The organism is Mesorhizobium sp. M3A.F.Ca.ET.080.04.2.1 (genome assembly GCF_003952525.1).
Classification (GTDB): domain Bacteria; phylum Pseudomonadota; class Alphaproteobacteria; order Rhizobiales; family Rhizobiaceae; genus Mesorhizobium.
This window is the reverse complement of sequence record NZ_CP034451.1, coordinates 3853899-3873863: the sequence shown is the minus strand read 5'-3', so window position 1 is coordinate 3873863 and position 19965 is coordinate 3853899. Positions and strand designations below refer to the sequence as shown.

The following is a 19965-nucleotide window of genomic DNA, read 5'->3' as shown; positions in this document are numbered from 1 at the left end:
GGTCGTGCCCCGCTGAGTGGTGTAGCTCGGCGGTAGCGAAGCCGCTCGCGAGCGCGCCCTCAACAGCGCCGTAGCGAGCGAGCGGCGTAGCGGTGGTCATCGATGTTCTTCGGTAGGGTTGGGTTGCTGACACAACCTGATTCGAAGGAAGCACCGATGACCGACGACATGATGGACCTGCGCACGCTCGTGGAGAAGACCCCCGACGCCGATATCTTGCGCGAGATGATCGGCTTTGCCGCTGAGCGGCTGATGGAGCTGGAAGTGGGCGCGGCGACCGGCGCGGCCCATGGCGAGAAGAACCCGCTGCGGCTTGTCCAGCGCAACGGCTATCGCGACAGGGACTGGGAGACGCGGGCCGGCACGGTCGAGCTGCGCATCCCAAAGCTGAGGAAGGGCTCCTACTTCCCCAGCTTCCTGGAGCCGCGACGCATGGCCGAGAAGGCGCTCACCGCGGTCATCCAGGAGGCCTACGTGCAGGGCATCTCGACGCGCTCGGTCGACGACCTGGTCAAGGCGATGGGCGCGAGCGGCGTCTCCAAAAGCCAGGTGAGCCGGCTCTGCGAGGAGATCGACGGCAAGGTGAAGGCCTTTCTCGAGCGGCCGATCGAGGGCGATTGGCCATACCTGTGGATCGACGCCACCTACCTGAAGGTGCGCCGCGGTGGCCGCATCGTCTCGGTCGCCGTCATCATCGCCGTCGGCGTCAACGCGGACGGCCGCCGCGAGGTGCTGGGCATGGAGGTCGGCACCTCCGAGGCCGAGCCGATCTGGACCGAGTTCCTGCGCAAGCTGACCCGTCGCGGCCTGCGCGGCGTCAAGCTTGTCGTCTCCGATGCTCATGAGGGCCTCAAGGCCGCCGTCACCAAGGTGCTCAGCGCCACATGGCAGCGCTGCCGGGTCCACTTCATGCGAAACGTGCTGGCGCACGCCGGCAAGAGCGGCCGCAGGGTCGTCTCGGCCTTCATCGCGACCGCCTTCGCCCAGGAGACGCCCGAGGCTGCCAGCGCCCAATGGCGTGCCGTCGCCGACCAGATCCGGCCGAAGGTGCCGAAGCTGGCGACAATCATGGACGAGGCCGAGCCCGACGTGCTGGCCTACATGACCTTCCCCAAGGAACATCGCACCAAGCTCCACTCGACGAATCCGATCGAGCGTCTCAACGGCGAGATCAAGCGGCGCACCGAGGTCGTCGGCATCTTCCCCAATGACGATGCCATTGTCCGTCTCGTCGGCGCGTTGCTGCTTGAACAGAATGATGAATGGGCCGTGCAGCGGGCGCGCTACATGACTCTTGAGACCATCAGCCAAATGAGCGATGATCCGCTCATCAGCCTGCCGGCAGTGGCGCGCTGATCAATTCCGGCCCATGCCGGAGAGCACGGCGACCAATGCCGTCAGCTACACCACTCCAGTGGGCACGATCAGGTAGCGTCGCGCGACTCCTGCTTGGCGTGAAACAGCAAAGGGCATTCAATCACGATGCAGCTTTACGTGCTGTCGGGCTCAACGCCACGTGGATCGAGCCCAACGCCGCCGTTGGCAACCGCGACGCGAATTATGACGCCGGGCCACATGCGGCGGTGGCTGCAAGGGTACCGAGCCTCTCCCGCACTTTCGACCCCATCGCCGAAGTGCGACTACTCCAGGACGCCGAAGCCGGTCTTATCGCCAGCGGGCCAGCCAAACTCTCACCTTCCTAAACGGCAGCCGCTAAGGTGAGCCGTCGAAAGCCGACATTCAGGTTAACGTCAGCTGGCCGTGTTAGGGCTCGCTTATTCAAGGCGGTACCGGCGCTTGCCGAAGCTAAGAAGGGTTGGCATGCCCTTTGCCGTGCTTGATGTGCGGCAACACGGTGAGAGCTCCGCTGAAGCAAGCGAGAGGGAGCAATGCCCTCGAGACCGTGTCCGATTTTGACTGGAAAATATTCCGCGACAAAAGAGACGAAAGGTGTGGAATGACTTTGGACACCAAGATGGAACTGCGTATGGGGTCCCCGGCTCCTGCGCTGAAAGTGGAGAACTGGCTGCGTGGCGAGCCCCTCACGAGCCTTCGGCCCGGCAAGGTCTACCTCGTTGAATTTTGGGCGACTTGGTGCCGACCATGTGTCCACGCCATGCCCCATTTGATCGAACTGCAGGAGAAATATAAAGACAGCGGATTTGAGATTATCGGAGTCGCAGCTTGCGAAAAGGCTGCAACCGCGGACGAAGCGCGGACCAACGTGGATGCCTGGCTGACCGAGAAGTTCCCGAATCTGAATTATCGGACAGCGTTCGATTGCACTGGCGAAATGAAAAAGCTCTGGCTGGAACCCAGCTCTTCGTTCGGGATTCCCACCTCGTTCGTGGTCGACCGCGACGGCCACATCGCTTATATCGGCCACCCGGCACCTCTCGATGACGTTTTGCCGAAAGTCCTTAACGGCAGCTGGCGCAGCAGCTATGAAGCGAAAGCCGTCGATGCAAAGCGAATCTCGCGTGTGCGCGAATCGTCGCTGAGTCAGCCGATATACGCCAAACTTGGGCCGGCGATGCAGGACGAGGATTGGGCAGCGGCACTATTGGCCATCGAAGAAGGCCTCGCCGTGATGCCAGACTCTTTTGATTTTCGGCGGGTTCATGCGGATATTCTGCTTCACAAGCTGCGCGACATCAAAACCGGCTTGCCGCTTATGCGCGAATTGGTCGAGGACGCGATCAACAAAAAGTTCGAAGCGATGTCTTGGGTGGTGATGGCGCTGAACCAACTCTTCCATCCCACGATCGACAACTCCCATCTTCCGCATGATGATCGCTTTGCGATGGGCAAGGAGCTCTCCGAACAGATCCTGGAACTTAATCCTCCGCAAGGCGATGGAGACTTTAAATTCGGGTGTTACTTTCCGGTCGCTCAGTATTATTACGAGAGCGGCAACAAGGACCGGGCGATCGAGTTGATCGAGGTGGCAATCAAATCGCTGGACCATTCGGAGCCAGTGCCGGACCAAACCAAACAGCGCTACCTCACCTCGTTGCTCCAAGCCCTGGCCAACTACACGGGTGAGCCTGCCTGTCACGCGGGTCTCTGTGTGGCTCCGCAAAACAAGACTTCCGAAACTCAAAACGCTGTCACTTCCTGAGCAAGGATCGCGAAGGGCATGACAATTGGAATTGAACACCGGCAAATCCGCCCGCCCAGGCGCACTTCGCAGCAATAACGTCGATGCCGCAAAAGTGCGCGGCTTGCGGCAGGTGGAATTTCCATTGCGTTTACCTCGGGTCGAACCGCGGCGCAGGCGTTCGCGCCGCGGTGAAAGGTCTCGCATTGGTGGACGTGCTCGAGGTCGGCCACGGGACACTGTTGCGTGGGATCGGCTCGCCCAAGCCATTCCCCGCCCACGCAAGCGCCCGAACCACACATCGCAGAAAAAGAGATCGTCCTTCAAGAGGAGTACTGAAATTGGGGAAAAGCGAGATTCCTCATGAACCGGTTGGCCCTGCTGTCCACAAGGACGACGAGGCCCTTGCTTCCCCGTTCGTCAAATGCCTCCTGCGGCTCATTCGTACTCAGGATTCCTTCGGCTTATGGGAAGGCCATTCGGATGCCGAGCTGCTGGCCGAGTTCATCATCACCAAGCAACAGCAACGTGCGGTACCCTTTGGCGGCGATCCCGATCCTGACGCGCTGTGGAGGCTCGACATGTTTTACACCGCCGTAGCGCTTGCGATCGAGGAGCGCTCCGGCGTGTCGACGTCGCCGACAATAGAAATGAAACCCGTGGGGGCTTCCGGCGGTTGGGCGTTCTGTCGAGACGTCCACCGGTTCGGCTTCGAGACTTTCCGCAAACTTGCTGAGGCCGGTACGAAACTGGTCGACGATGCGACTGCAGCCATTGAAGCCTAGCCCGAGATGGAGCGCATCAAGAAACCATTGTTCCAGGAAGGATCTATGTCAGACCTAGATAGGATGAGGAAAAAAGTCTGAAAGCTCCAGTTGCGTGCAGCTATTGCCAAGATGGCATTGCAGGACCTCGTCGAGGGTCTGCCGGGCAAGTGGGCCGACATACAGGAAGTCGCCGAGAAAACCCAAGCCGTTTATGCCGAGTTGGATGTTGCCAAGAGAGAACTCGCTTCAATGAAGAATTTAGGATGATGCGCACATTCACCACCCGTGACGGCTCCATTTGGATGCCGCCGTACCTGACCTCCATCGATAGCAAATCTGCATCGGCTGCTGCCGTTGTTTCAAGGTCTGCTCGCGCGATGTCATGCATCTTCACGGCGTTGATGATTCGGGTGAAATCCTCGCCCCTGCGATGACGAGGACGACGATTTCGACGGCAAGCTCAATCGCATGATCATGGTTGTCGATGATGCCGGCCGCTGCATAGGCTGCGGAGCCTGCGGCCGCGTCTGCCCCAAGAACTGCCAGACGCATGTTGCGGCCGACGAGCTCGCAACATGATCTGGCGAAAACCAGGGGAGCGGCGTGCACTTCATCTTTTTGTCGGCTCGTGGGGCTGGTCCTGTGCAGCAATGCGTCGATGGTTTACTTCGCTTTGGATTCGCTCCGTGTGGCAGTCGTCACGACGCTGGCCTGTTCGCTGCTGCTTCAGGCCGGCTACTTCGGCCGCGTGCTCTTTCTGATCTGGCAGTCCTCTAGCCGCGCTCGTGGAACTCGCCACAGGGGCCAGCATGCCGATGGTTACAGGAAAGCTCGGGTACCAGTCGTCTGACTCTGATCAACTGCGGAATGCAATTTTCAGCTGTGTCCCGGCTTGGTCGAATGCCCAGCATGTGCTGCTGCTTTGATGCGCGGATGACAGGATCAGTGCTCAGACCCACACCAATTTTGGTCACCCTCTGATGACTGAGCTGATCGTATAGGGAATCTGTGTTCGGCTAACACGCGACCATACCCCTGGGCTGACCGGTGCGTAGCAGGTTCAGGTACTTTTTTGCTGGAGATAGCATGCTGGAAAAATTCGAACGTTATCCGCTCACCTTTGGACCCACGCCGATCGAGAGGCTCGACCGCCTCGGCAAGCATCTGGGCGACAAGGTGGAAATCTACGTCAAACGCGAGGACTGCAACTCCGGTCTCGCGTTCGGCGGAAACAAGCTGCGCAAGCTCGAATACATTGTGCCTGACGCGATCGCGTCAGATGCCGATACGCTCGTCACAATCGGTGGCGTGCAGTCCAACCATACGCGCATGGTCGCTGCGGTCGCCGCCAAGATCGGCATGAAATGCCTCCTGGTCCAGGAGAGCTGGGTCCCACATGATGATGCTGTCTACGACCGGGTCGGCAATATTCTCTTGAGCCGCATCATGGGGGCAGAGGTGCGCCTGGTTGACGAGGGCTTTGACATCGGCATCCGCCGCAGCTGGGAAAAGGCACTTTATGAAGTCAAGGCAAGGGGCGGCAGGCCATATGCGATACCTGCCGGCGCCTCTGTCCACAAATACGGCGGCCTGGGCTATGTGGGGTTCGCTGAGGAGGTGCGTGCCCAGGAAGAGCAGCTTGGGTTTGCCTTCGACTATATCGTCGTCTGTACGGTGACTGGTTCAACCCACGGCGGCATGCTCGTCGGGTTCGCCAAGGATGGTCGACAGCGCAACGTGATCGGTATCGATGCCTCCGCCATGCCCGCCAAGACCAAGGCGCAGGTGCTTGGCATCGCCCAAAATACAGCGAAGCTCGTCCACCTCGGAGCGGAAATTGTCGAGGCAGACGTGGTGTTGTTCATGGACTACGCGTACCCGGGTTATGGCGTTCCATCGGAGGAAACCAAAGAGGCAATCCGTTTGTGCGCGCGGCTCGAGGGCATGATTACGGACCCCGTTTACGAGGGCAAATCGATGCAAGGGATGATCGACCTCGTCCAGAGGGGCTTCTTTCCACAGGGATCGAGGGTCCTCTACGCACATCTAGGCGGCGCGCCGGCGATCAACGGGTACGGCTACACCTTTCGCAACGGCTGACGTTCGGCAGTCTGCGATTCCGCGGTCGCGCTCGAACGTGGGTAGGTAGCGTCGTTCGAGCGCTTGGCTGGAGAAGTGGAGGCAGCGACGGGCATCCACTAATTGGTACCATTACGTGCTGTCGGGGCTCAACGCCACGCGCATTGAGCGCATGCCGCCGTTGGCAACCGCGAGGCGAATTTTGACTCCGGGGCAAGAATCCACACGCGGCGGTGGCGGCACGAGGACCAAGCCGGCGAGTTCGCGCTTTCGAACTGGCGCCAAACTGCCACTGCTCGAGGACCGAGGCCAGTCTAATCACAGGCGAGCCGTCCAAGCTCTCAAGAGTGATAGGGCGAAACCCGACAGCGGCAGAAGACATGTCGGGTTCACGACAATCGGCCGCATTTGGCCTCGTGGAGAATTTCAAAGCATTTCCCGCCGCTTACCGGAGCTGAGGGAATTGGCACCTCCGTTGCAGCTTGATGTGCGGCAACACGGTGAGAGCTTCGCTGAAGCAAGCCAGAGGGAGCGATGCCCTCGAGACCGTGTCCGATTTTGACTGGAAAATATTCCGCGACAAAAGAGACGAAAGGTGTGGAATGACTTTGGACACCAAGATGGAACTGCGTATGGGGTCCCCGGCTCCTGCGATCAAAGTGGAGAACTGGCTGCGTGGCGAGCCCCTCACGAACTTTCGGCCCGGCAAGGTCTACCTCGTTGAGTTTTGGGCGACTTGGTGCGGACCATGTGTCGACGCCATGCCCGATTTGATCGAACTGCAGGAGAAATATGAAGGCAGCGGATTTGAGGCGGTCGGAGTTGCCGCCTGCGAACAGGGTCCTACCGCAGACGAGGCGCGGACCAACGTGGATGCCTGGCTGACCGAGAAGTTCCCGAATCTGAATTATCGTATCGGGTTCGATTACATTGGCGAAATGAACAAGCTCTGGCTGGATCCCAGCTCTTCGATTGGGATTCCCACCTCGTTCGTGGTCGACCGCGACGGCCACATCGCTTTTATCGGCCACCCGGCGGAACTCGATGACGTTTTGCCGAAAGTCCTTAACGGCAGCTGGCGCAGCAGCTATGAAGCGAAAGCCGCCGATGCAAAGCGCATCGCGCATAACCAACTTGCAGCGCGCGAAATGTCGCTTACCGGGCCGATATACGCCAAACTTGAGCCGGCGATGCAGGCCGAGGATTGGACGGCGGCGCTCTTGGCCATCGAAGAAGGCCTCGCCTTGATGCCAGACTCTTGTGAGTTCCGGCAGATTCATGCGGATCTTCTGCTTCACAAGCTGCGCGACATCAAGACCGGCATGCCGGTCATGCGAGAATTGGTCGAGGACGCGATCGACAAAACGTCCGACGCGGTGTCGTGGATGGCCTTGGCCCTCAACCAACTCTTCGATCCCACGATGGACAATTCCCATCTTCCGCGCGCGGAGCGCTTTGCGATGGGCAACGAGCTCTCGGAACAGATACTGGCACTCAATCCCCCGAACGGCGATGGCCCGTTTAAATACCTCCGGTACCTCCCGGTAGCTCAGTATTATTACGAGAGCGGCAACAAAGATCGCGCAATCGAGTTGATCGAGGTGGCACTGAAATCGGTGGACCGGCTGGGGCCAATTCCGGACCACACCAAACAGTACTATCTTACCCCATTGCTCGAAGCACTGGCCAACTACACGGGTGAGCCTGCCTGTCACGCGGATCTTTGTGTGGCTCCGCAAAAGAAGGCACCCGAAACTCAAAACGCAGTCACTTCCTGAGCAAGAATCGCGAAGGGACTGACAATTGGAATTGAACACTGGCCAATCCGCCCATCGAAGCTCTCTTCGCAGCAAGTATGTCGATGCAGCAGGCGGCGGCTTGCGGAAGGTTGGATTTCAATTGCGTTGACCACCGGTCGGATCGCGGCGCAGACGATGTGCGCCGCGAATTCGCGCCGCAGGTCTCGCACTCGTGGACATGTCGAGGTCGGCCACGGGGCACTCTTGGGGTTGGCCCGCCCAAGCCATTCGTCGGCCACGCAAGCGGACCCGGAGTGGGCATCGCAGGAAAAGGAAATCGTACCTCGAAGACGAAGACTGAAATGACGAACAACGAAATTCCTCCGGTTGGCCCTGCTGTCAACAATGACGACGAGGCCCTTGCTTCCCCGTTCGTCAAATGCCTCCTGCGGCTCATTCGTACTCAGGATTCCTTCGGCTTATGGGAAGGCCATTCGGATGCCGAGCTGCTGGCCGAGTTCATCATCACCAAGCAACAGCAACGTGCGGTACCCTTTGGCGGCGATCCCGATCCTGACGCGCTGTGGAGGCTCGACATGTTTTACACCGCCGTAGCGCTTGCGATCGAGGAGCGCTCCGGCGTGTCGACGTCGCCAATAATTGGAATGAAGCCCCTGCGGGCTTCCAGCGGTTGGGCGTTCTGTCGAGACGTCCACCGGTTCGGCTTCGAGACTTTCCGCAAACTTGCTGAGGCCGGTACGAAACTGGTCGACGATGCGACTGCAGCCATTGAAGCCTAGCCCGAGATGGAGCGCATCAACAAAACCATTGTTCCAGGAAGGATCTATGTCAGACCTAGATAAGATGAGGAAGAAAGTCCGAAAGCTCCAGTTGCGTGCAGCTATTGCCAAGATGGCATTGCAGGACCTTGTCGAGGGTCTGCCGGGCAAGTGGGCCGACATACAGGAAGTCGCCGAGAAAACCCAAGCCGTTTATGCCGAGTTGGATGTTGCCAAGAGAGAACTCGCTTCAATGAAGAATTTAGGATGATGCGCACATTCACCACCCGTGACGGCTCCATTTGGATGCCGTCGTACCTGACCTCCATCGATAGCAAGACCTGCATCGGCTGCTGCCGTTGTTTCAAGGTCTGCTCGCGCGATGTCATGCATCTTCACGGCGTTGATGATGCGGGTGAAATCCTCGGCCCCTGCGATGACGAGGACGACGATTTCGACGGCAAGCTCAATCGCATGATCATGGTTGTCGATGATGCCGGCCGCTGCATCGGCTGCGGAGCCTGCGGCCGCGTCTGCCCCAAGAACTGCCAGACGCATGTTGCGGCCGACGAGCTCGCAACATGATCTGGCGAAAACCAGGAGAACGGCGTTGCACTTCATCTTTTTGTCGGCTCGTGGGGCTGGTCCTGTGCAGCAATGCGTCGATGGTTTACTTCGCTTTGGATTCGCTCCGTGTGGCAGTCGTCACGACGCTGGCCTGTTCGCTGCTGCTTCAGGCCGGCTACTTCGGCTGCGTGCTCTTTTTCGCGGACGTCGATGATCTGTAGAACTGTTCATTCGCTCCGCAGAGGGCCGGCGAATCCAATCTCTTCCTAAGCCCGTTGGCCGTAATCGAAAGACACGGGGCCGGCGAGTTCGTGCTCAGCTGCCACTGTGCTAGCAAGGGAACGGAATCCAATCCCGGAGCAGATGGCCAGAGTTGAGCGAAGACTGCGGTCGGAGCTCCTGCGCTTCCGGGTCTCCAAGGGGACGACTTTGCGAACCGAAGGGACTTTGAACCGTTGACGTGGCCGGCGTGCGGTAGGTTGGGCCAGCGACAGGGATCCCAGCCGGCCGGGAAGCACCGCCCTCTCAATGTGCGTTGACTTCGCTTCCTTTGGCGAAATGTGGGTAACGGCGAGGGCCGCACTCTTCCCGGGCCGTCGACATTCCCGCCCTTTTGGTGCGTGCGCCGTTAGGCGCGACAATTCGGTGCCCGCGTGTAACTGCGCGCATTCGCCGAAGCTTAGACGTGGTGCATTCCCGCTCGCCCGTTTGGCGGACAGTTCCTGCCGTGCTGGTTTTGCCGCCTAACGCCCGCCGCTGGTCACTGCCACACCCCTCTCCGGCAACGGCTCGGCGCATCGCGCAAGCCGGTTTAGCGATCAGGCCAGGCCCTTCGCGAGTTCCAACGCCTGCCGTTCGAAGAGGCGGCGGTAAATGCCACCATCGAGATTGATCAGGGCGGCATGATCGCCGTCCTCCATGATGCGGCCACGGTCGAAGACGAGCAGCCGATCGAGCGAGCGGACCGTCGACAGCCGGTGTGCGATGACGAGTGTGGTTCGGCCCACCATCAACCGATCCACCGCTTGTTGAATGAGCACCTCGGATTCCGAATCGAGGCTCGATGTGGCCTCGTCCAGAATAAGGATCGGCGCGTTCGCGAGGAAGGCGCGCGCGATCGCCACGCGCTGGCGCTCGCCGCCGGAGAGCTTCAAACCCCTTTCGCCGACCAATGTCCCATAGCCCTTCGGCAGGGGCGCGATGAATTCGTGGGCACTTGCCAGTCGTGCCGCTTGCTCGATCTCGGCCTGGCTCGCGCCAGGCCGGCCATAGGCGATGTTCTCGGCAAGCGACCTGTGAAACAGGATCGGCTCCTGCTGCACGATCGCGATCTGCGAACGAAGGGACTCTTGGGTCACCTCGGAGACGTCCTGACCGTCTATCAGGATCCGGCCGCCGCTCAGGTCGTAGAGTCTCTGGATCAGCTTCACGAATGTTGTCTTGCCGGAACCGGAGGGTCCAACCAACCCAACCCTTTCGCCAGCTTCAATCGACAGCGAACATTCGCTATAGAGCGGCAGGGGATGGTTGGCGTAGCGGAAGTGGACGTTCTCGAAATCGATACGGGCCTTCGTGATCCGGATCGGCTTGGCCTCTGGACGATCGGCAACATCCACGTGCTGATTGTGGATGGCCACTAGTTCTTCCATCTCATTAACCGAGTGCTGCACGTTGCGGACATGCATGCCGGCATCACGCAGATAGCCCTGCAGGACGATGAAGGACGTGAGAACATATGCTATCTCGCCCGGCGTTGCCTGTCCATGCGACCACAGAAGCAGGGCATATCCGACCACCGCCACCCTGAGCGCAACCAAAGTTACGCCTTGGGTTGAGCCGATGATCGTTCCGCGCACCCAGCTCCGGCGCGCGCGGTGCCGCCATTTCGTCATGATATTTGCAAGCCGCTCGTCTTCGCGAACCTCTGCGCCGAAGCCCTTGACCACAGCGTTGCAACTGACCGCGTCCGCAAGCGCGCCGCTGAGCCTTGTGTCCCATCGGTTGGCAAGGCTCGCCGCTGGCGCGACATAGCCGAGCGACAGCGAAATCGAAAACGCAAGGTAGACGAGAGAGCCGCAAGCAAAGATCGCGCCCATGACCGGCCAGTGCCAGCCGAGCAGCACCGTCGAGCCGATCAAGATGACAAACGACGGGAGCAGCGTGACGAGTATCGTGCTGTTGAGGAGGTCGAGCGCCCACATGCCGCGCGTTATCTTGCGCACTGTCGAGCCGGCGAAGCTGTTTGCATGCCAGTCTGTCGAAAAGCGCTGCACATGATGGAACGCTTCGGTCGCGACGTCGGAAATCATTTTCAACACCAGGTCGCTCAGGCCAATGAAGGCGACGTGGCGCATGGCAATGCCACCGAGTGCCAATGCAATCGGTACAGAGAATGCTGCAACAGCTGAATCCGAAGCTGGTGCTGCCGCATTAGCAGCACGAGAAACAGCGTCGATGAGTCGGCCAGAATAGAGCGGCATCAACACGTCAGCCAGCGTGGAGGCGAGCATCGCGGTCATGATGATCGCGAGCCGGGCCGGCTGCCTGTTCCAGAGGCGAACAGTGAAGGCGAAAACGTCGCGACAAGTGGCGCCGCGCCCATGGACGGGGAAACGTCTCATAGTTTCCAAGCGGGCGCATCAACACGCTCGGTCCCAAAGACGATAAAAGACAAAACTGGAATTTCGACCTCCCCCATAACAGCATCAATTTTGGCGGGCAGCTCTTGCCGCCTCACGACGGTGAGTTCAAAAGTCGTGCCAACTGAGCGGGAACATCCGAAGGACAAATTCAGCAGGTTACCGAGCCTGGAGAAAGTCAGCCGCCATCCAGTCGAATACGATTGCTACGGCTGCTCAACTCGGGAGATTGGAAAAGAAGGTCGATGTATCGATTGAATTTTGAGCTTGTTCTTGCCTCGATCAAATAAGTACAGTTGCAATGCAGCTTTCTCAGGCCCGGCACTTAGGTGCTGATTTCAAAAGCGCGCCGCGAATACTTTCCTGCCCATATTCCGTCAATCGGATGCTCGACTGTCGGATTGTGCGCTCCCCGACACAGTGCTGTCGGTTCGCCTCCTGGGTACCTCCCCCGTCGATTGACGACCTGAAGGAGAAGCTTCGCTCGCAAGCTGGCACGACTCTTGAGGGTACTCCAGGTGGCGGAAGGAACTCCGGCTCGAGTCCCGTTGACTTCGGATGTTGCGAGGCTGGGTTGGAGCAAACTGTGCACCAATGAGAACGCAATGAAGGAGACATCATGGAACTCCGGCGGATTGCGGTGGAGTTAGACCTATTCCTCAAGATGACTGATGATGTCGCTCAATCCGAACAGTTGTTCGAACTGTTGTCTGCGTTTGCGCTGAATTTCGATTGCCCGTGGATTGCCTATGGGCCGCTCGCATCAGAGAGGGCTTTCAAGCCGAACCGAGAGGGTTCTGTGGTGATGTGGAATTATCCTGCTGAATGGCAGGAGCGCTACTCGAGAATGGGCTATGCCAAAATAGACCCCCTCATCAAGAAAGGTCGAAAGGAGGCGGGACCCTTTCGATGGAGCGAGGTGTATACTGATGAAAACATAACTGAAGATGGACGCCGCGTCTTGGACGAAGCAGCAACATTCGGCTTGAGGTCAGGCGTTACCGTCCCATTACATGGCCCTGGTGGCAGCTTTAGGTTTGTGAGTTTTGCTCAATCCTCGGACTGCGAATTGCAGAATAGAGCGATCACCTACCTGCAAATGGCCGCGCTGCGGTTTCATCGGATGGTTACGAAGTTCGACACTACGACTGCGTCGGAACGAGCTCATAACCTGTCTCCGAGAGAAATAGAGTGCATTGATTTGGTGTCACAAGGAAAATCATCTTGGGAAATAGGAACTATTTTAGGCAGATCACGAAATACGATAGATTTCCATTTAAAAAATGTAATGCGGAAGTTGGATGCGACCAGCAGAACGGTAGCTGTTGTAAAAGCTTTGAACCTTGGGATTATCGAACCGCCGTAGGTGCGCAGCTAGTTCTCCGCCCGTAGTAGCGCGCGTGATAGCCGAGACGCTCCGGCGTGCGCTCGCTCTTCGAAGCACCCAGCGCCTCGTCCATCTCGGCCTCGAGCACCTCCTGCATCACGGCGCGAATCACCTCGTGCAATCCATCGGCTTCGAAAGCAAAATGTCGTTGACGCTGCTATGGCGGATTTATCTTCAGGCTTGGTCCTGGTGGCGATGCTGAGTTCGCTTCGCTGAGATTGGGCGGTCATGACAGGGTGGTGTTCAATGTCACCGATTCCTGGAAGAAATTACCATCCGTATTAAGCGACTGACGATGAGTGATGTGTGTCCAAAATCTGACAGCTGTCAGAAAACATGTCGGGTTCAATACAGCGGAGCGTCTTAGCTCTGTCGGGCTTTTCGAAGCCTATCTCGCAGTAACTGCGCGCCAGGCGCACTAGCTCGGCCTTTGCTGGTCGATGTGCGGCAATATAGTGTGAGGGCTGACCCGCATGAGAACACGGAACTCGCTCGATGAAGGATGATCGACGGCATCCAGAAAGCTTCTCTCCGGCGGGTTCGAGGGTGCTGCGCGCGCATCTCGGCGACGGGCCAGCGACCAACGGTTGAGGCTACATCTCCGGAGCGAGTGATGCCTCGAAAGATGCAATGCTGTCTCTGGTCCGACGCGCTGGAAGTTTGTGAAGGTCGGCCCGGCAAGTCGGTGAACCGGGCGGCTTAGGCTGCCAAAAAGGGTAGATGTCTGCGTTGCCTCGGTAGATCAGCAGGCGGTATCAGAAAGCCAAAGGCACACGCACACCATCGTGGCGCTTCGCAGGAAGTAGATGGGAGTAATCACCAGTGATTTTACCGGAACTTCGCTCAGCAAACACAGCCGGCAGGGTTTTGGAGATAACGACGACCACGGGATGCGTCGTAGGATGTTCATATTGTCCCCAGGACAAGTTCGCGGTCCGGCAAAGAAAAGTGTCTCATGCGAGTCATCTGGATCTTGAAGATTTCAAGCGGTGTCTGGCCCGCGTACCGACTTCCGTCGACATTGGTTTTGCGGGATACTCCGAACCTTGGCTCAATCCGGACTGTACCGAAATGGTGGAGCACGCTTTCGCCAAAGGCCATGGCATCAGGATTTTTACGACGCTGGTGGGAATGAACGGGCAGGACCTGCAGCGATTGCAAGCCTTGCCCTTGGGCGTATTCGTGGTCCATGTTTTCGATGACGGCACCTACATGAACAGCCGCCTGGTCGGAGACAAGTATCGCGATCTGGTTCGTCAACTCGTCGACGCGGACATCCCCTTGATCCGATTCGTGGCCTTGGGCGAGCCCCACCCAGATATAGCCGACATTATTCCTACCGAAGCCCTGATAAAAGCGCGGCCGGTGAGCAGTAGGGGTGGAAGCGTCGACCCTAAGATCGTTGCACCACGTCAGCCAGTGGTCGGAGCCCTAACCTGCGTGGACGCACGACAGTATCGGAATGTTCTTCTTCCAAACGGCGACGTTACCCTGTGCTCTATGGATTTTGAACGGCGTCACGTATTGGGCAACCTTCTATATGAGGGTTACTCCGCTCTGTTTGAAAAGCCAGTTTTTCGCGAAATCGTCGACCGCATGAATGGAGCAGATGGTTTTCTGCTTTGCAGGATGTGTGAATTCGCCGACCCAAACGACCGGACCTGAGTGCATGCCGGCCGAGAGGGCGTGCCTGGCAGTGCGGATGGCCCCACGACAGATGCACCTGCCCGCGACGCCATCGTGTTTTCACGTTACGCCAGTATGTTCCTGTAGGCGCGGCAGTGGGCCTCGAGCATTTCGGAGACGAGCTCATCGAAAGGTCTTCGCCTTCCAACCGAGCTTGTCGGCCTGCCTAGCTTGAGGTAACGCCGATCACAGGTCAACCATCGGTCGGATGGAAACAGTGTTAGTCGATCCCGATCAGAGCTTGATTGCTTACTCACGGCTCACCTCGTCAACGCCTTCACCCTCCCGGACGATCTCCTTTTCGACTCGCCTGAAGGCAGCAGCCCAGCTGCGGCCGGGGATGGTTGCCGTCGCGGTAGTGGACGTTCTCGAAACCGATGCGGCCCTTCGCCAGCGCGTCTCCCGGTTGCTTCCGCCTGGCCTACGAACGGGCTTTCCGTCAAGGGGGTCCACGGCGGCCCCGCCCTCTTGATCCGGCGGCTCGGGCCAGTCATCGCGCAAGAGATCGGAATCCGCATTCTTCTCAAAGAGAGCGTGGCTTTCGCTGTGTCATCGGTCATCAAATAGTTTCTTGAATCAGGTTGGTGTCCGCAGCCCGAGGTTGAACGGCGAATATTGATGACCGCCGCGAAGCCGCTCGCTCGCTACGGCGCTATTGAGGAGCGCGCTCGCGAGCGGCTTCGCTACCGCCGAGCGACACAACCTCTGGCGACGCGACCCTGCTGATCTCCTTGGACATTTGTCCGGAGGCGCTATGGGCAGCGATGGGTGGTACGTCAACTACCTGATGCCATAGTAGCGATGCTTTCGCGGAAGCTTTAGAAGCCATCCTGCTGCAGCACATTCGAAAGCATCCGAATGGAGGGCAACGCCACCCAACAATATTTGATGAGGATGCCGGCATCACCAGACCAAACCCAGACCAAACAAAGCTGCCTCCGGCATTCTGCTTCAACGTTAAGCGACGAACATCTGCCGCAAACCACTAGCCATTAAACAGCTCTCTTCTTTGAAAGACTATGTGCAGAGGACTTGATATGGACACCGACGCTTTCACGGCTCATGAATCTAACGTTCGTCGTTATTGCCGGGCGTTCCCCACCGTCTTTACGAAGGCCCTTGGGGCGACGATCTGGGACGAGACGGGTAAGCCCTTTATCGATTTCCTGGTGGGTTCCGGCGCACTCAACTACGGGCACAACAATCCGGATATTATGGCGCCAGCGATTGAATATCTCGTCGGTGAGAACATTCTTCTGTCGCTTGATATGCATACGGCGGCAAAGCGTGACTTCATTGAAGGGTTCGTCGATTGGATCCTGAAACCCAGAGGCCTTTCGTACAAGATTCAGTTTCCCGGGCCGACCGGCACGAACGCCAACGAAGCGGCGCTGGCGCTGGCGCGAAAATACACCGGCCGCTCGAGCGTCATGGCCTTTACGAATGCGTTCCACGGCATGTCGCTCGGCTCTCTCGCGGTGTCGGGCTCGGCCTCAACCAGGGAACTGGGAGGCGTTGCTCGCCACGATGTGATCCGTGTTCCCTATGACGGCTATCCGAGCCAAGCTTTCGATTCCGCCAGTTACATCGACCACGTTTTGAGCGACCCGGGGAGCGGCATAGAAAAGCCTGCCGCAATTATACTGGAGACCATCCAGGCAGAAGGCGGCATGAACGCCGCGTCCGCGGCTTGGCTCACGGAAATTCAGCGCATTTGCCGTACGCACGGCATTGTTTTTATCGTCGACGATATCCAGGCGGGCGCGGGCCGAACTGGCGATTTCTTCTCATTCGAGTCCGCGAAAATGGAACCGGATATTGTGTGTCTTTCCAAGTCCCTAAGCGGTTCAGGTAGCCCGCTGTCTATCGTTCTGATTCGACCCGACTTGGACATATGGAAGCCCGGAGAACACAGCGGGACCTTCAGAGGCAACAATTTCGCCTTCGTGACGGCAGGAGCCATGTGCAAGATGTGGTCGGATAGGAAATTTACTGCAGGTGTCGAGCGGACAGCCGTCAGGCTGCAAACCCACCTCGATCGCCTGGTTGCGAAATTTCCAAGATACATCGAACAGAAGCGCGGCCGCGGTCTGATGGCCGGCCTGAAATGCCGTTCACCGGCAGTTGTCGGCCGCGTGCACGATGTCGCATTCGAAAATGGCCTTCTTATCGAATCCTCGGGGCCAAATCGCGACGTTATCAAAGTCCTCCCGCCGATAACCATCACCAATGCCGAACTCGATCGTGGCATCACCATCCTTGAACACACACTACAGGAGCAAGACAATGCCTAGTCAGATATCTCAAGTGCCAGCCATCTCGCCGGTTTCGATCAGAGAACGGATCGGCTCGATCAACACTGCGGAAATCATCTCGGTCCTGAAAGGTGAGCTCACCGCTCTGCACATCAAGCAAGCTTTCAGCACCGAGGTAGCCGAGAAGATCACCACGAACTTTGTTGGTAGTGCCGGTCTCAAGGAGCGTAACGATGGTGTGCCCGGACAATATGTCGGCGCATCTCACTACAGGAAGGATGCAGCCAGCTATTTCGCAGACGCCGAAAAGGCGCGACCGCACGTCGAAGCGCTTTTTGAGAATTTGGTTGACCCGGTCCGAGCAATATTCGGCGCGTTGAAGCGAGAGCTTCACAACAAGGGCATTGAATTGCGGCTGGCGCGTTCAGAACACGGTCAGGCCAATGTCTGTCGCGCCCTCAGTTGGTCTGGTACCGGCACGTTTTCCTTGGCCCCCCACGACGATGTCGCTCAAGTCCTATGTGCCGGGAACGATTATGAGCTTTCTGCGGTGGCGCACAACACCGTCGCAGCATTCAACTTCTATCCCAGCATTCCCGAAGAAGGTGGCAATCTGCGGCTCTGGAGCCATAAGCCGACAGTCATCGACCGAAAGTCGCAGGGTGTGGAGACCACGGGATATCCCTATTCGGCAGCTTATCTCGAGGCCGTACCTTGCCGCGACTTCCAGCTCAAGGCCGGGGATATCGCCCTAATCGATGGCGGCTTCGTCCACGGGGTTACCGGTCGATCAGGCGACGGAAAGCGTCGCCTGGTGCTGAATTGCTTTTTCGGATTTGCCCGGCCGGATCTTGTTCTCTGGTGGACCTGAAGTTCGGCGTGTCGCGATAGACCGGCTTCCGCCGGCAGCTAAGGCCTCGACATCCTCGCAACGGGTGGGCTGCCAGGGCTACTTGATGCCTGTTTCAAAGGAGGAGACAAGCCATGAAGCACGCTCGCTTCTGTTACCGCCGATTGGACCTGTTCGTGCGCAATCCCCACCGGCGATCAAGGCCAATGGGATGCTGGTTCGATATTCGTGGGCTCGCTGTTCGGTGAGTGCGGGACCATCATACGGTTCCCGTTCAGAAACCGGGCCATCTTCCCCATCAATGGCGGACCCGCAACCGCGCCGGACGCGCCTTCGCCGGTTGGTTACCCCGTCTACGACGTGCTCTGATCCCTGAAAACTGGATCGTTCTCGGTAATTCCCTTGGAAGGACCGGAAGACGATGAAGGCATGGAAGTTTCCGGACGCACAGAAGGCGTTTATTTTGAAGCAGGGGGAAGACGGGATTTCCCGTGCCGAAATCTGCCGGCGCGCGGGGATCAGCCAAGCGACCTATTTCAACTGGAAGAAGAAATATGACGGGCTGCTGCCGCCCGAGATGAATGGCTGAAGCAGCTTGAGGACGAGAACGGCAAGCTCAGGAAGCTGGTGGCCGATCTCTCCCTGGACCAACGAGATGCTGCAGGACGTCATGCGCCGAAAACTGTGAGGCCTGCTCGCAAACGCGGGCTGGTGGCCGAGAAGGGTGGTGAGTGGCACGTGTCGATCCGGCGGCATTGGTTCCTGACCCTTGCCGATGCCTCTGAAAAACGTTGGAGGATTGGCGCAGATACTACTACAACACGACGACAGAACGCCCACGGTATCGCGGAGCACGAGCTTTCTTACCCGTGGCATCCTTGGGCCGGGAGCATGGCCCTATTTATGAGTTGGTCGAGAAGGCTGGTAGAGAGGTTTCCGTGCGACCGGATGGTCGCCGCAGTCTGTCTCGGCAAGGCTGGGGCGGTTGCGGCGCGGGAAGTATCGCGCTTTGCCCGCAACAGCCGCGACTGGCTCATCGAGATGTGCCGCGTCGTCGATACCGTGCTGATCGACCAGGAGACGGCCTACGCACCGCGGCAGGCAATGACCGGCTGCTGTGAAGGGCACTCTTAACAAGTATGAACTTGATCCTCTGCGTCAGCGCTCCCTGTCGGCCCGCTATGAGAAGGCCCGGCGCGGAGAACTCGTCGTCGCTGCCCCGGTCGGCTTCGTGAAGGTCGGCGACCGGCTGGAGAAGGATCCCGATCGTCGCATGCAGGAGGCCATCACCCCTGCGTTTGACAAAGTGGCGGAACTCGGCAGTGCCCGCCAGTCCTGCTCTGGTTGCTCAAACATGGGCTGGAACACGGGCCGGCATCACTGAGCGCCCAATGATGGCGACGCTCTGCTCCCCGGCCTTCCGCTGCCGGCGCTGTGGCCGCAAGCTGACAGTCCGCTACACGAAACCAAGCACAACATTCCGCGCTACTCCTGCTGGCGTGGTCTGCTTGACGATGGAGAGCCGCGTTGCATCGCCTTCGGTGGGCTACGCGTCGACGACGCCATCGAGGAAGCTCTTCTGCGGTTTGTTGACCGGGAAGCGACAGCCGCGGCCGTCGAGGCCGAAGCGCAAGCGGCTAGTCGCCGCGATCAGGTCCGCGATGCTCTGATGCGCGATCTCGAGGTGGCATGCTACAGCGCGGATCGGGCGTTCCGGCAATACAACGCCATCGATCCGCGGAACCGGCTGGTCGCGGCGGAACTGGAGTTGCGATGGAACCGGACGCTTACGCGTGTCGGCGAGATCCGCGCATGCTTCGACATCGGAGCCATCACTTCTGTCGCCAATACACGTCACCGCGCTCGCCGCCAATCTCAAGGCTGTGTGGGCGGCGCCGACGACAGATGCAAGGCTCAAGACGCGCATCGTTCGCACCGTCATCCGGGAGGTGGTCGCCGATATCAATGACGAAGCGTCAGAAATCGTTCTACTGATCCATTGGATTGGCGGCGTCCGCACCGAACTGCGGCCGCCGAGGAAGCGGTGCGGACAGCTCAACAGCACTTCGGCCGACATCCTGGCAACCTTCCGGCAACTGGTTCTCATAGCCAATGAT

18 protein-coding genes and 3 pseudogenes are annotated in these 19965 nt (G+C 58.7%); 18 read left to right on the top strand and 3 right to left on the bottom strand.

The window, feature by feature from the left end; genetic code table 11:
- Positions 1 to 156: 156 nt before the first annotated feature.
- The 12 genes and pseudogenes from EJ074_RS18540 (at position 157) to EJ074_RS18485 (ending at position 9252) form a co-directional block, all read left to right on the top strand.
- The gene (locus EJ074_RS18540; protein WP_127863054.1) at positions 157 to 1356 is read left to right on the top strand and encodes an IS256 family transposase; all 1200 of its coding nucleotides are present in this window, start codon (positions 157 to 159) and stop codon (positions 1354 to 1356) included.
- Between the two features lie 601 nt (positions 1357 to 1957).
- Entirely contained in the window at positions 1958 to 3121 is a 1164-nt protein-coding gene (locus EJ074_RS18535) for a TlpA disulfide reductase family protein (RefSeq protein ID WP_245438181.1), read from the top strand.
- 320 nt (positions 3122 to 3441) lie between these two features.
- The gene (locus EJ074_RS18530; RefSeq protein WP_245454719.1) at positions 3442 to 3885 is read left to right on the top strand and encodes a DUF269 domain-containing protein; all 444 of its coding nucleotides are present in this window, start codon (positions 3442 to 3444) and stop codon (positions 3883 to 3885) included.
- Positions 3886 to 3975: 90 nt separating this feature from the next.
- The gene (locus EJ074_RS18525) at positions 3976 to 4134 is read left to right on the top strand and encodes a CCE_0567 family metalloprotein (protein WP_224571204.1); all 159 of its coding nucleotides are present in this window, start codon (positions 3976 to 3978) and stop codon (positions 4132 to 4134) included.
- Positions 4131 to 4446 (top strand): annotated as a pseudogene (gene fdxB / locus EJ074_RS18520) (ferredoxin III, nif-specific). Before EJ074_RS18525 ends, fdxB (EJ074_RS18520) begins: the two are co-directional and overlap by 4 nt.
- A complete protein-coding gene (locus EJ074_RS30775; protein WP_126097327.1) occupies positions 4418 to 4717 on the top strand; it encodes an exopolysaccharide production repressor protein in 300 nt (99 codons plus the stop codon). The pseudogene fdxB (EJ074_RS18520) and the gene EJ074_RS30775 overlap by 29 nt, the downstream one beginning before the upstream one ends.
- 236 nt (positions 4718 to 4953) lie before the next feature.
- Positions 4954 to 5967: a 1-aminocyclopropane-1-carboxylate deaminase gene (locus EJ074_RS18510; RefSeq protein WP_024505903.1), complete on the top strand. Its 1014-nt coding sequence runs from the start codon at positions 4954 to 4956 to the stop codon at positions 5965 to 5967.
- Positions 5968 to 6566: 599 nt separating this feature from the next.
- A complete protein-coding gene (locus EJ074_RS18505) occupies positions 6567 to 7724 on the top strand; it encodes a TlpA disulfide reductase family protein (protein ID WP_127863036.1) in 1158 nt (385 codons plus the stop codon).
- A 323-nt stretch (positions 7725 to 8047) separates the two neighbouring features.
- Positions 8048 to 8485: a DUF269 domain-containing protein gene (locus EJ074_RS18500; RefSeq protein ID WP_126104992.1), complete on the top strand. Its 438-nt coding sequence runs from the start codon at positions 8048 to 8050 to the stop codon at positions 8483 to 8485.
- A gap of 46 nt (positions 8486 to 8531) precedes the next feature.
- Positions 8532 to 8735 carry a CCE_0567 family metalloprotein gene (locus EJ074_RS18495; RefSeq protein WP_063169367.1) on the top strand — a complete coding sequence of 68 codons (204 nt, stop codon included), beginning with the start codon at positions 8532 to 8534 and terminating at the stop codon, positions 8733 to 8735.
- The gene (gene fdxB / locus EJ074_RS18490; RefSeq protein WP_174800308.1) at positions 8732 to 9049 is read left to right on the top strand and encodes a ferredoxin III, nif-specific; all 318 of its coding nucleotides are present in this window, start codon (positions 8732 to 8734) and stop codon (positions 9047 to 9049) included. Before EJ074_RS18495 ends, fdxB (EJ074_RS18490) begins: the two co-directional genes overlap by 4 nt.
- Positions 9046 to 9252 carry an exopolysaccharide production repressor protein gene (locus tag EJ074_RS18485; protein ID WP_095489408.1) on the top strand — a complete coding sequence of 69 codons (207 nt, stop codon included), beginning with the start codon at positions 9046 to 9048 and terminating at the stop codon, positions 9250 to 9252. The genes fdxB (EJ074_RS18490) and EJ074_RS18485 overlap by 4 nt, the downstream gene beginning before the upstream one ends.
- A 597-nt stretch (positions 9253 to 9849) precedes the next feature.
- Here EJ074_RS18485 and EJ074_RS18480 read toward each other — a convergent pair.
- Positions 9850 to 11652: an ABC transporter ATP-binding protein gene (locus EJ074_RS18480; RefSeq protein WP_127862958.1), complete on the bottom strand. Its 1803-nt coding sequence runs from the start codon at positions 11650 to 11652 to the stop codon at positions 9850 to 9852.
- A 637-nt stretch (positions 11653 to 12289) separates the two neighbouring features.
- Here EJ074_RS18480 and EJ074_RS18475 point away from each other — a divergent pair.
- Entirely contained in the window at positions 12290 to 13036 is a 747-nt protein-coding gene (locus tag EJ074_RS18475) for a LuxR family transcriptional regulator (protein WP_126097332.1), read from the top strand.
- 16 nt (positions 13037 to 13052) lie between these two features.
- Here the strand turns inward: EJ074_RS18475 and EJ074_RS18470 are convergent.
- Positions 13053 to 13287, bottom strand: a pseudogene (locus EJ074_RS18470) (transposase); the annotation flags it as partial.
- A gap of 718 nt (positions 13288 to 14005) precedes the next feature.
- Between EJ074_RS18470 and EJ074_RS18465 the strand changes: the two are divergent.
- The 5 genes and pseudogenes from EJ074_RS18465 to EJ074_RS30310 all read left to right on the top strand — a co-directional run bounded on the left by EJ074_RS18465 (position 14006) and on the right by EJ074_RS30310 (position 19232).
- On the top strand, positions 14006 to 14722 hold the full coding sequence (locus tag EJ074_RS18465) for an SPASM domain-containing protein (protein WP_245454718.1): 717 nt from the start codon (positions 14006 to 14008) through the stop codon (positions 14720 to 14722).
- A 1058-nt stretch (positions 14723 to 15780) separates the two neighbouring features.
- The gene (gene ectB / locus EJ074_RS18460) at positions 15781 to 17037 is read left to right on the top strand and encodes a diaminobutyrate--2-oxoglutarate transaminase (protein WP_127862956.1); all 1257 of its coding nucleotides are present in this window, start codon (positions 15781 to 15783) and stop codon (positions 17035 to 17037) included.
- The gene (locus EJ074_RS18455; RefSeq protein ID WP_127862955.1) at positions 17030 to 17869 is read left to right on the top strand and encodes a hypothetical protein; all 840 of its coding nucleotides are present in this window, start codon (positions 17030 to 17032) and stop codon (positions 17867 to 17869) included. The genes ectB and EJ074_RS18455 overlap by 8 nt, the downstream gene beginning before the upstream one ends.
- Before the next feature lie 400 nt (positions 17870 to 18269).
- Positions 18270 to 18601: pseudogene (locus tag EJ074_RS30315) on the top strand (transposase); the annotation flags it as partial.
- Positions 18602 to 18965: 364 nt separating this feature from the next.
- A complete protein-coding gene (locus tag EJ074_RS30310) occupies positions 18966 to 19232 on the top strand; it encodes a hypothetical protein (RefSeq protein ID WP_135905117.1) in 267 nt (88 codons plus the stop codon).
- 162 nt (positions 19233 to 19394) lie between these two features.
- Here the strand turns inward: EJ074_RS30310 and EJ074_RS29930 are convergent, their stop codons facing one another.
- Positions 19395 to 19925: a hypothetical protein gene (locus EJ074_RS29930; RefSeq protein WP_189343932.1), complete on the bottom strand. Its 531-nt coding sequence runs from the start codon at positions 19923 to 19925 to the stop codon at positions 19395 to 19397.
- Positions 19926 to 19965 lie beyond the last annotated feature (40 nt).

Coding starts and splice junctions, on each gene's coding strand:
- EJ074_RS18540 (WP_127863054.1), top strand. CDS start 157: ATGACCGACGACATGATGGACCTGCGCACGCTCGTGGAGAAGACCCCC.
- EJ074_RS18535 (WP_245438181.1), top strand. CDS start 1,958: ATGACTTTGGACACCAAGATGGAACTGCGTATGGGGTCCCCGGCTCCT.
- EJ074_RS30775 (WP_126097327.1), top strand. CDS start 4,418: ATGTTGCGGCCGACGAGCTCGCAACATGATCTGGCGAAAACCAGGGGA.
- EJ074_RS18510 (WP_024505903.1), top strand. CDS start 4,954: ATGCTGGAAAAATTCGAACGTTATCCGCTCACCTTTGGACCCACGCCG.
- EJ074_RS18505 (WP_127863036.1), top strand. CDS start 6,567: ATGGAACTGCGTATGGGGTCCCCGGCTCCTGCGATCAAAGTGGAGAAC.
- EJ074_RS18500 (WP_126104992.1), top strand. CDS start 8,048: ATGACGAACAACGAAATTCCTCCGGTTGGCCCTGCTGTCAACAATGAC.
- EJ074_RS18495 (WP_063169367.1), top strand. CDS start 8,532: ATGTCAGACCTAGATAAGATGAGGAAGAAAGTCCGAAAGCTCCAGTTG.
- fdxB (WP_174800308.1), top strand. CDS start 8,732: ATGATGCGCACATTCACCACCCGTGACGGCTCCATTTGGATGCCGTCG.
- EJ074_RS18485 (WP_095489408.1), top strand. CDS start 9,046: ATGATCTGGCGAAAACCAGGAGAACGGCGTTGCACTTCATCTTTTTGT.
- EJ074_RS18480 (WP_127862958.1), bottom strand. CDS start 11,652: ATGAGACGTTTCCCCGTCCATGGGCGCGGCGCCACTTGTCGCGACGTT.
- EJ074_RS18475 (WP_126097332.1), top strand. CDS start 12,290: ATGGAACTCCGGCGGATTGCGGTGGAGTTAGACCTATTCCTCAAGATG.
- ectB (WP_127862956.1), top strand. CDS start 15,781: ATGGACACCGACGCTTTCACGGCTCATGAATCTAACGTTCGTCGTTAT.
- EJ074_RS18455 (WP_127862955.1), top strand. CDS start 17,030: ATGCCTAGTCAGATATCTCAAGTGCCAGCCATCTCGCCGGTTTCGATC.
- EJ074_RS29930 (WP_189343932.1), bottom strand. CDS start 19,925: ATGTCGGCCGAAGTGCTGTTGAGCTGTCCGCACCGCTTCCTCGGCGGC.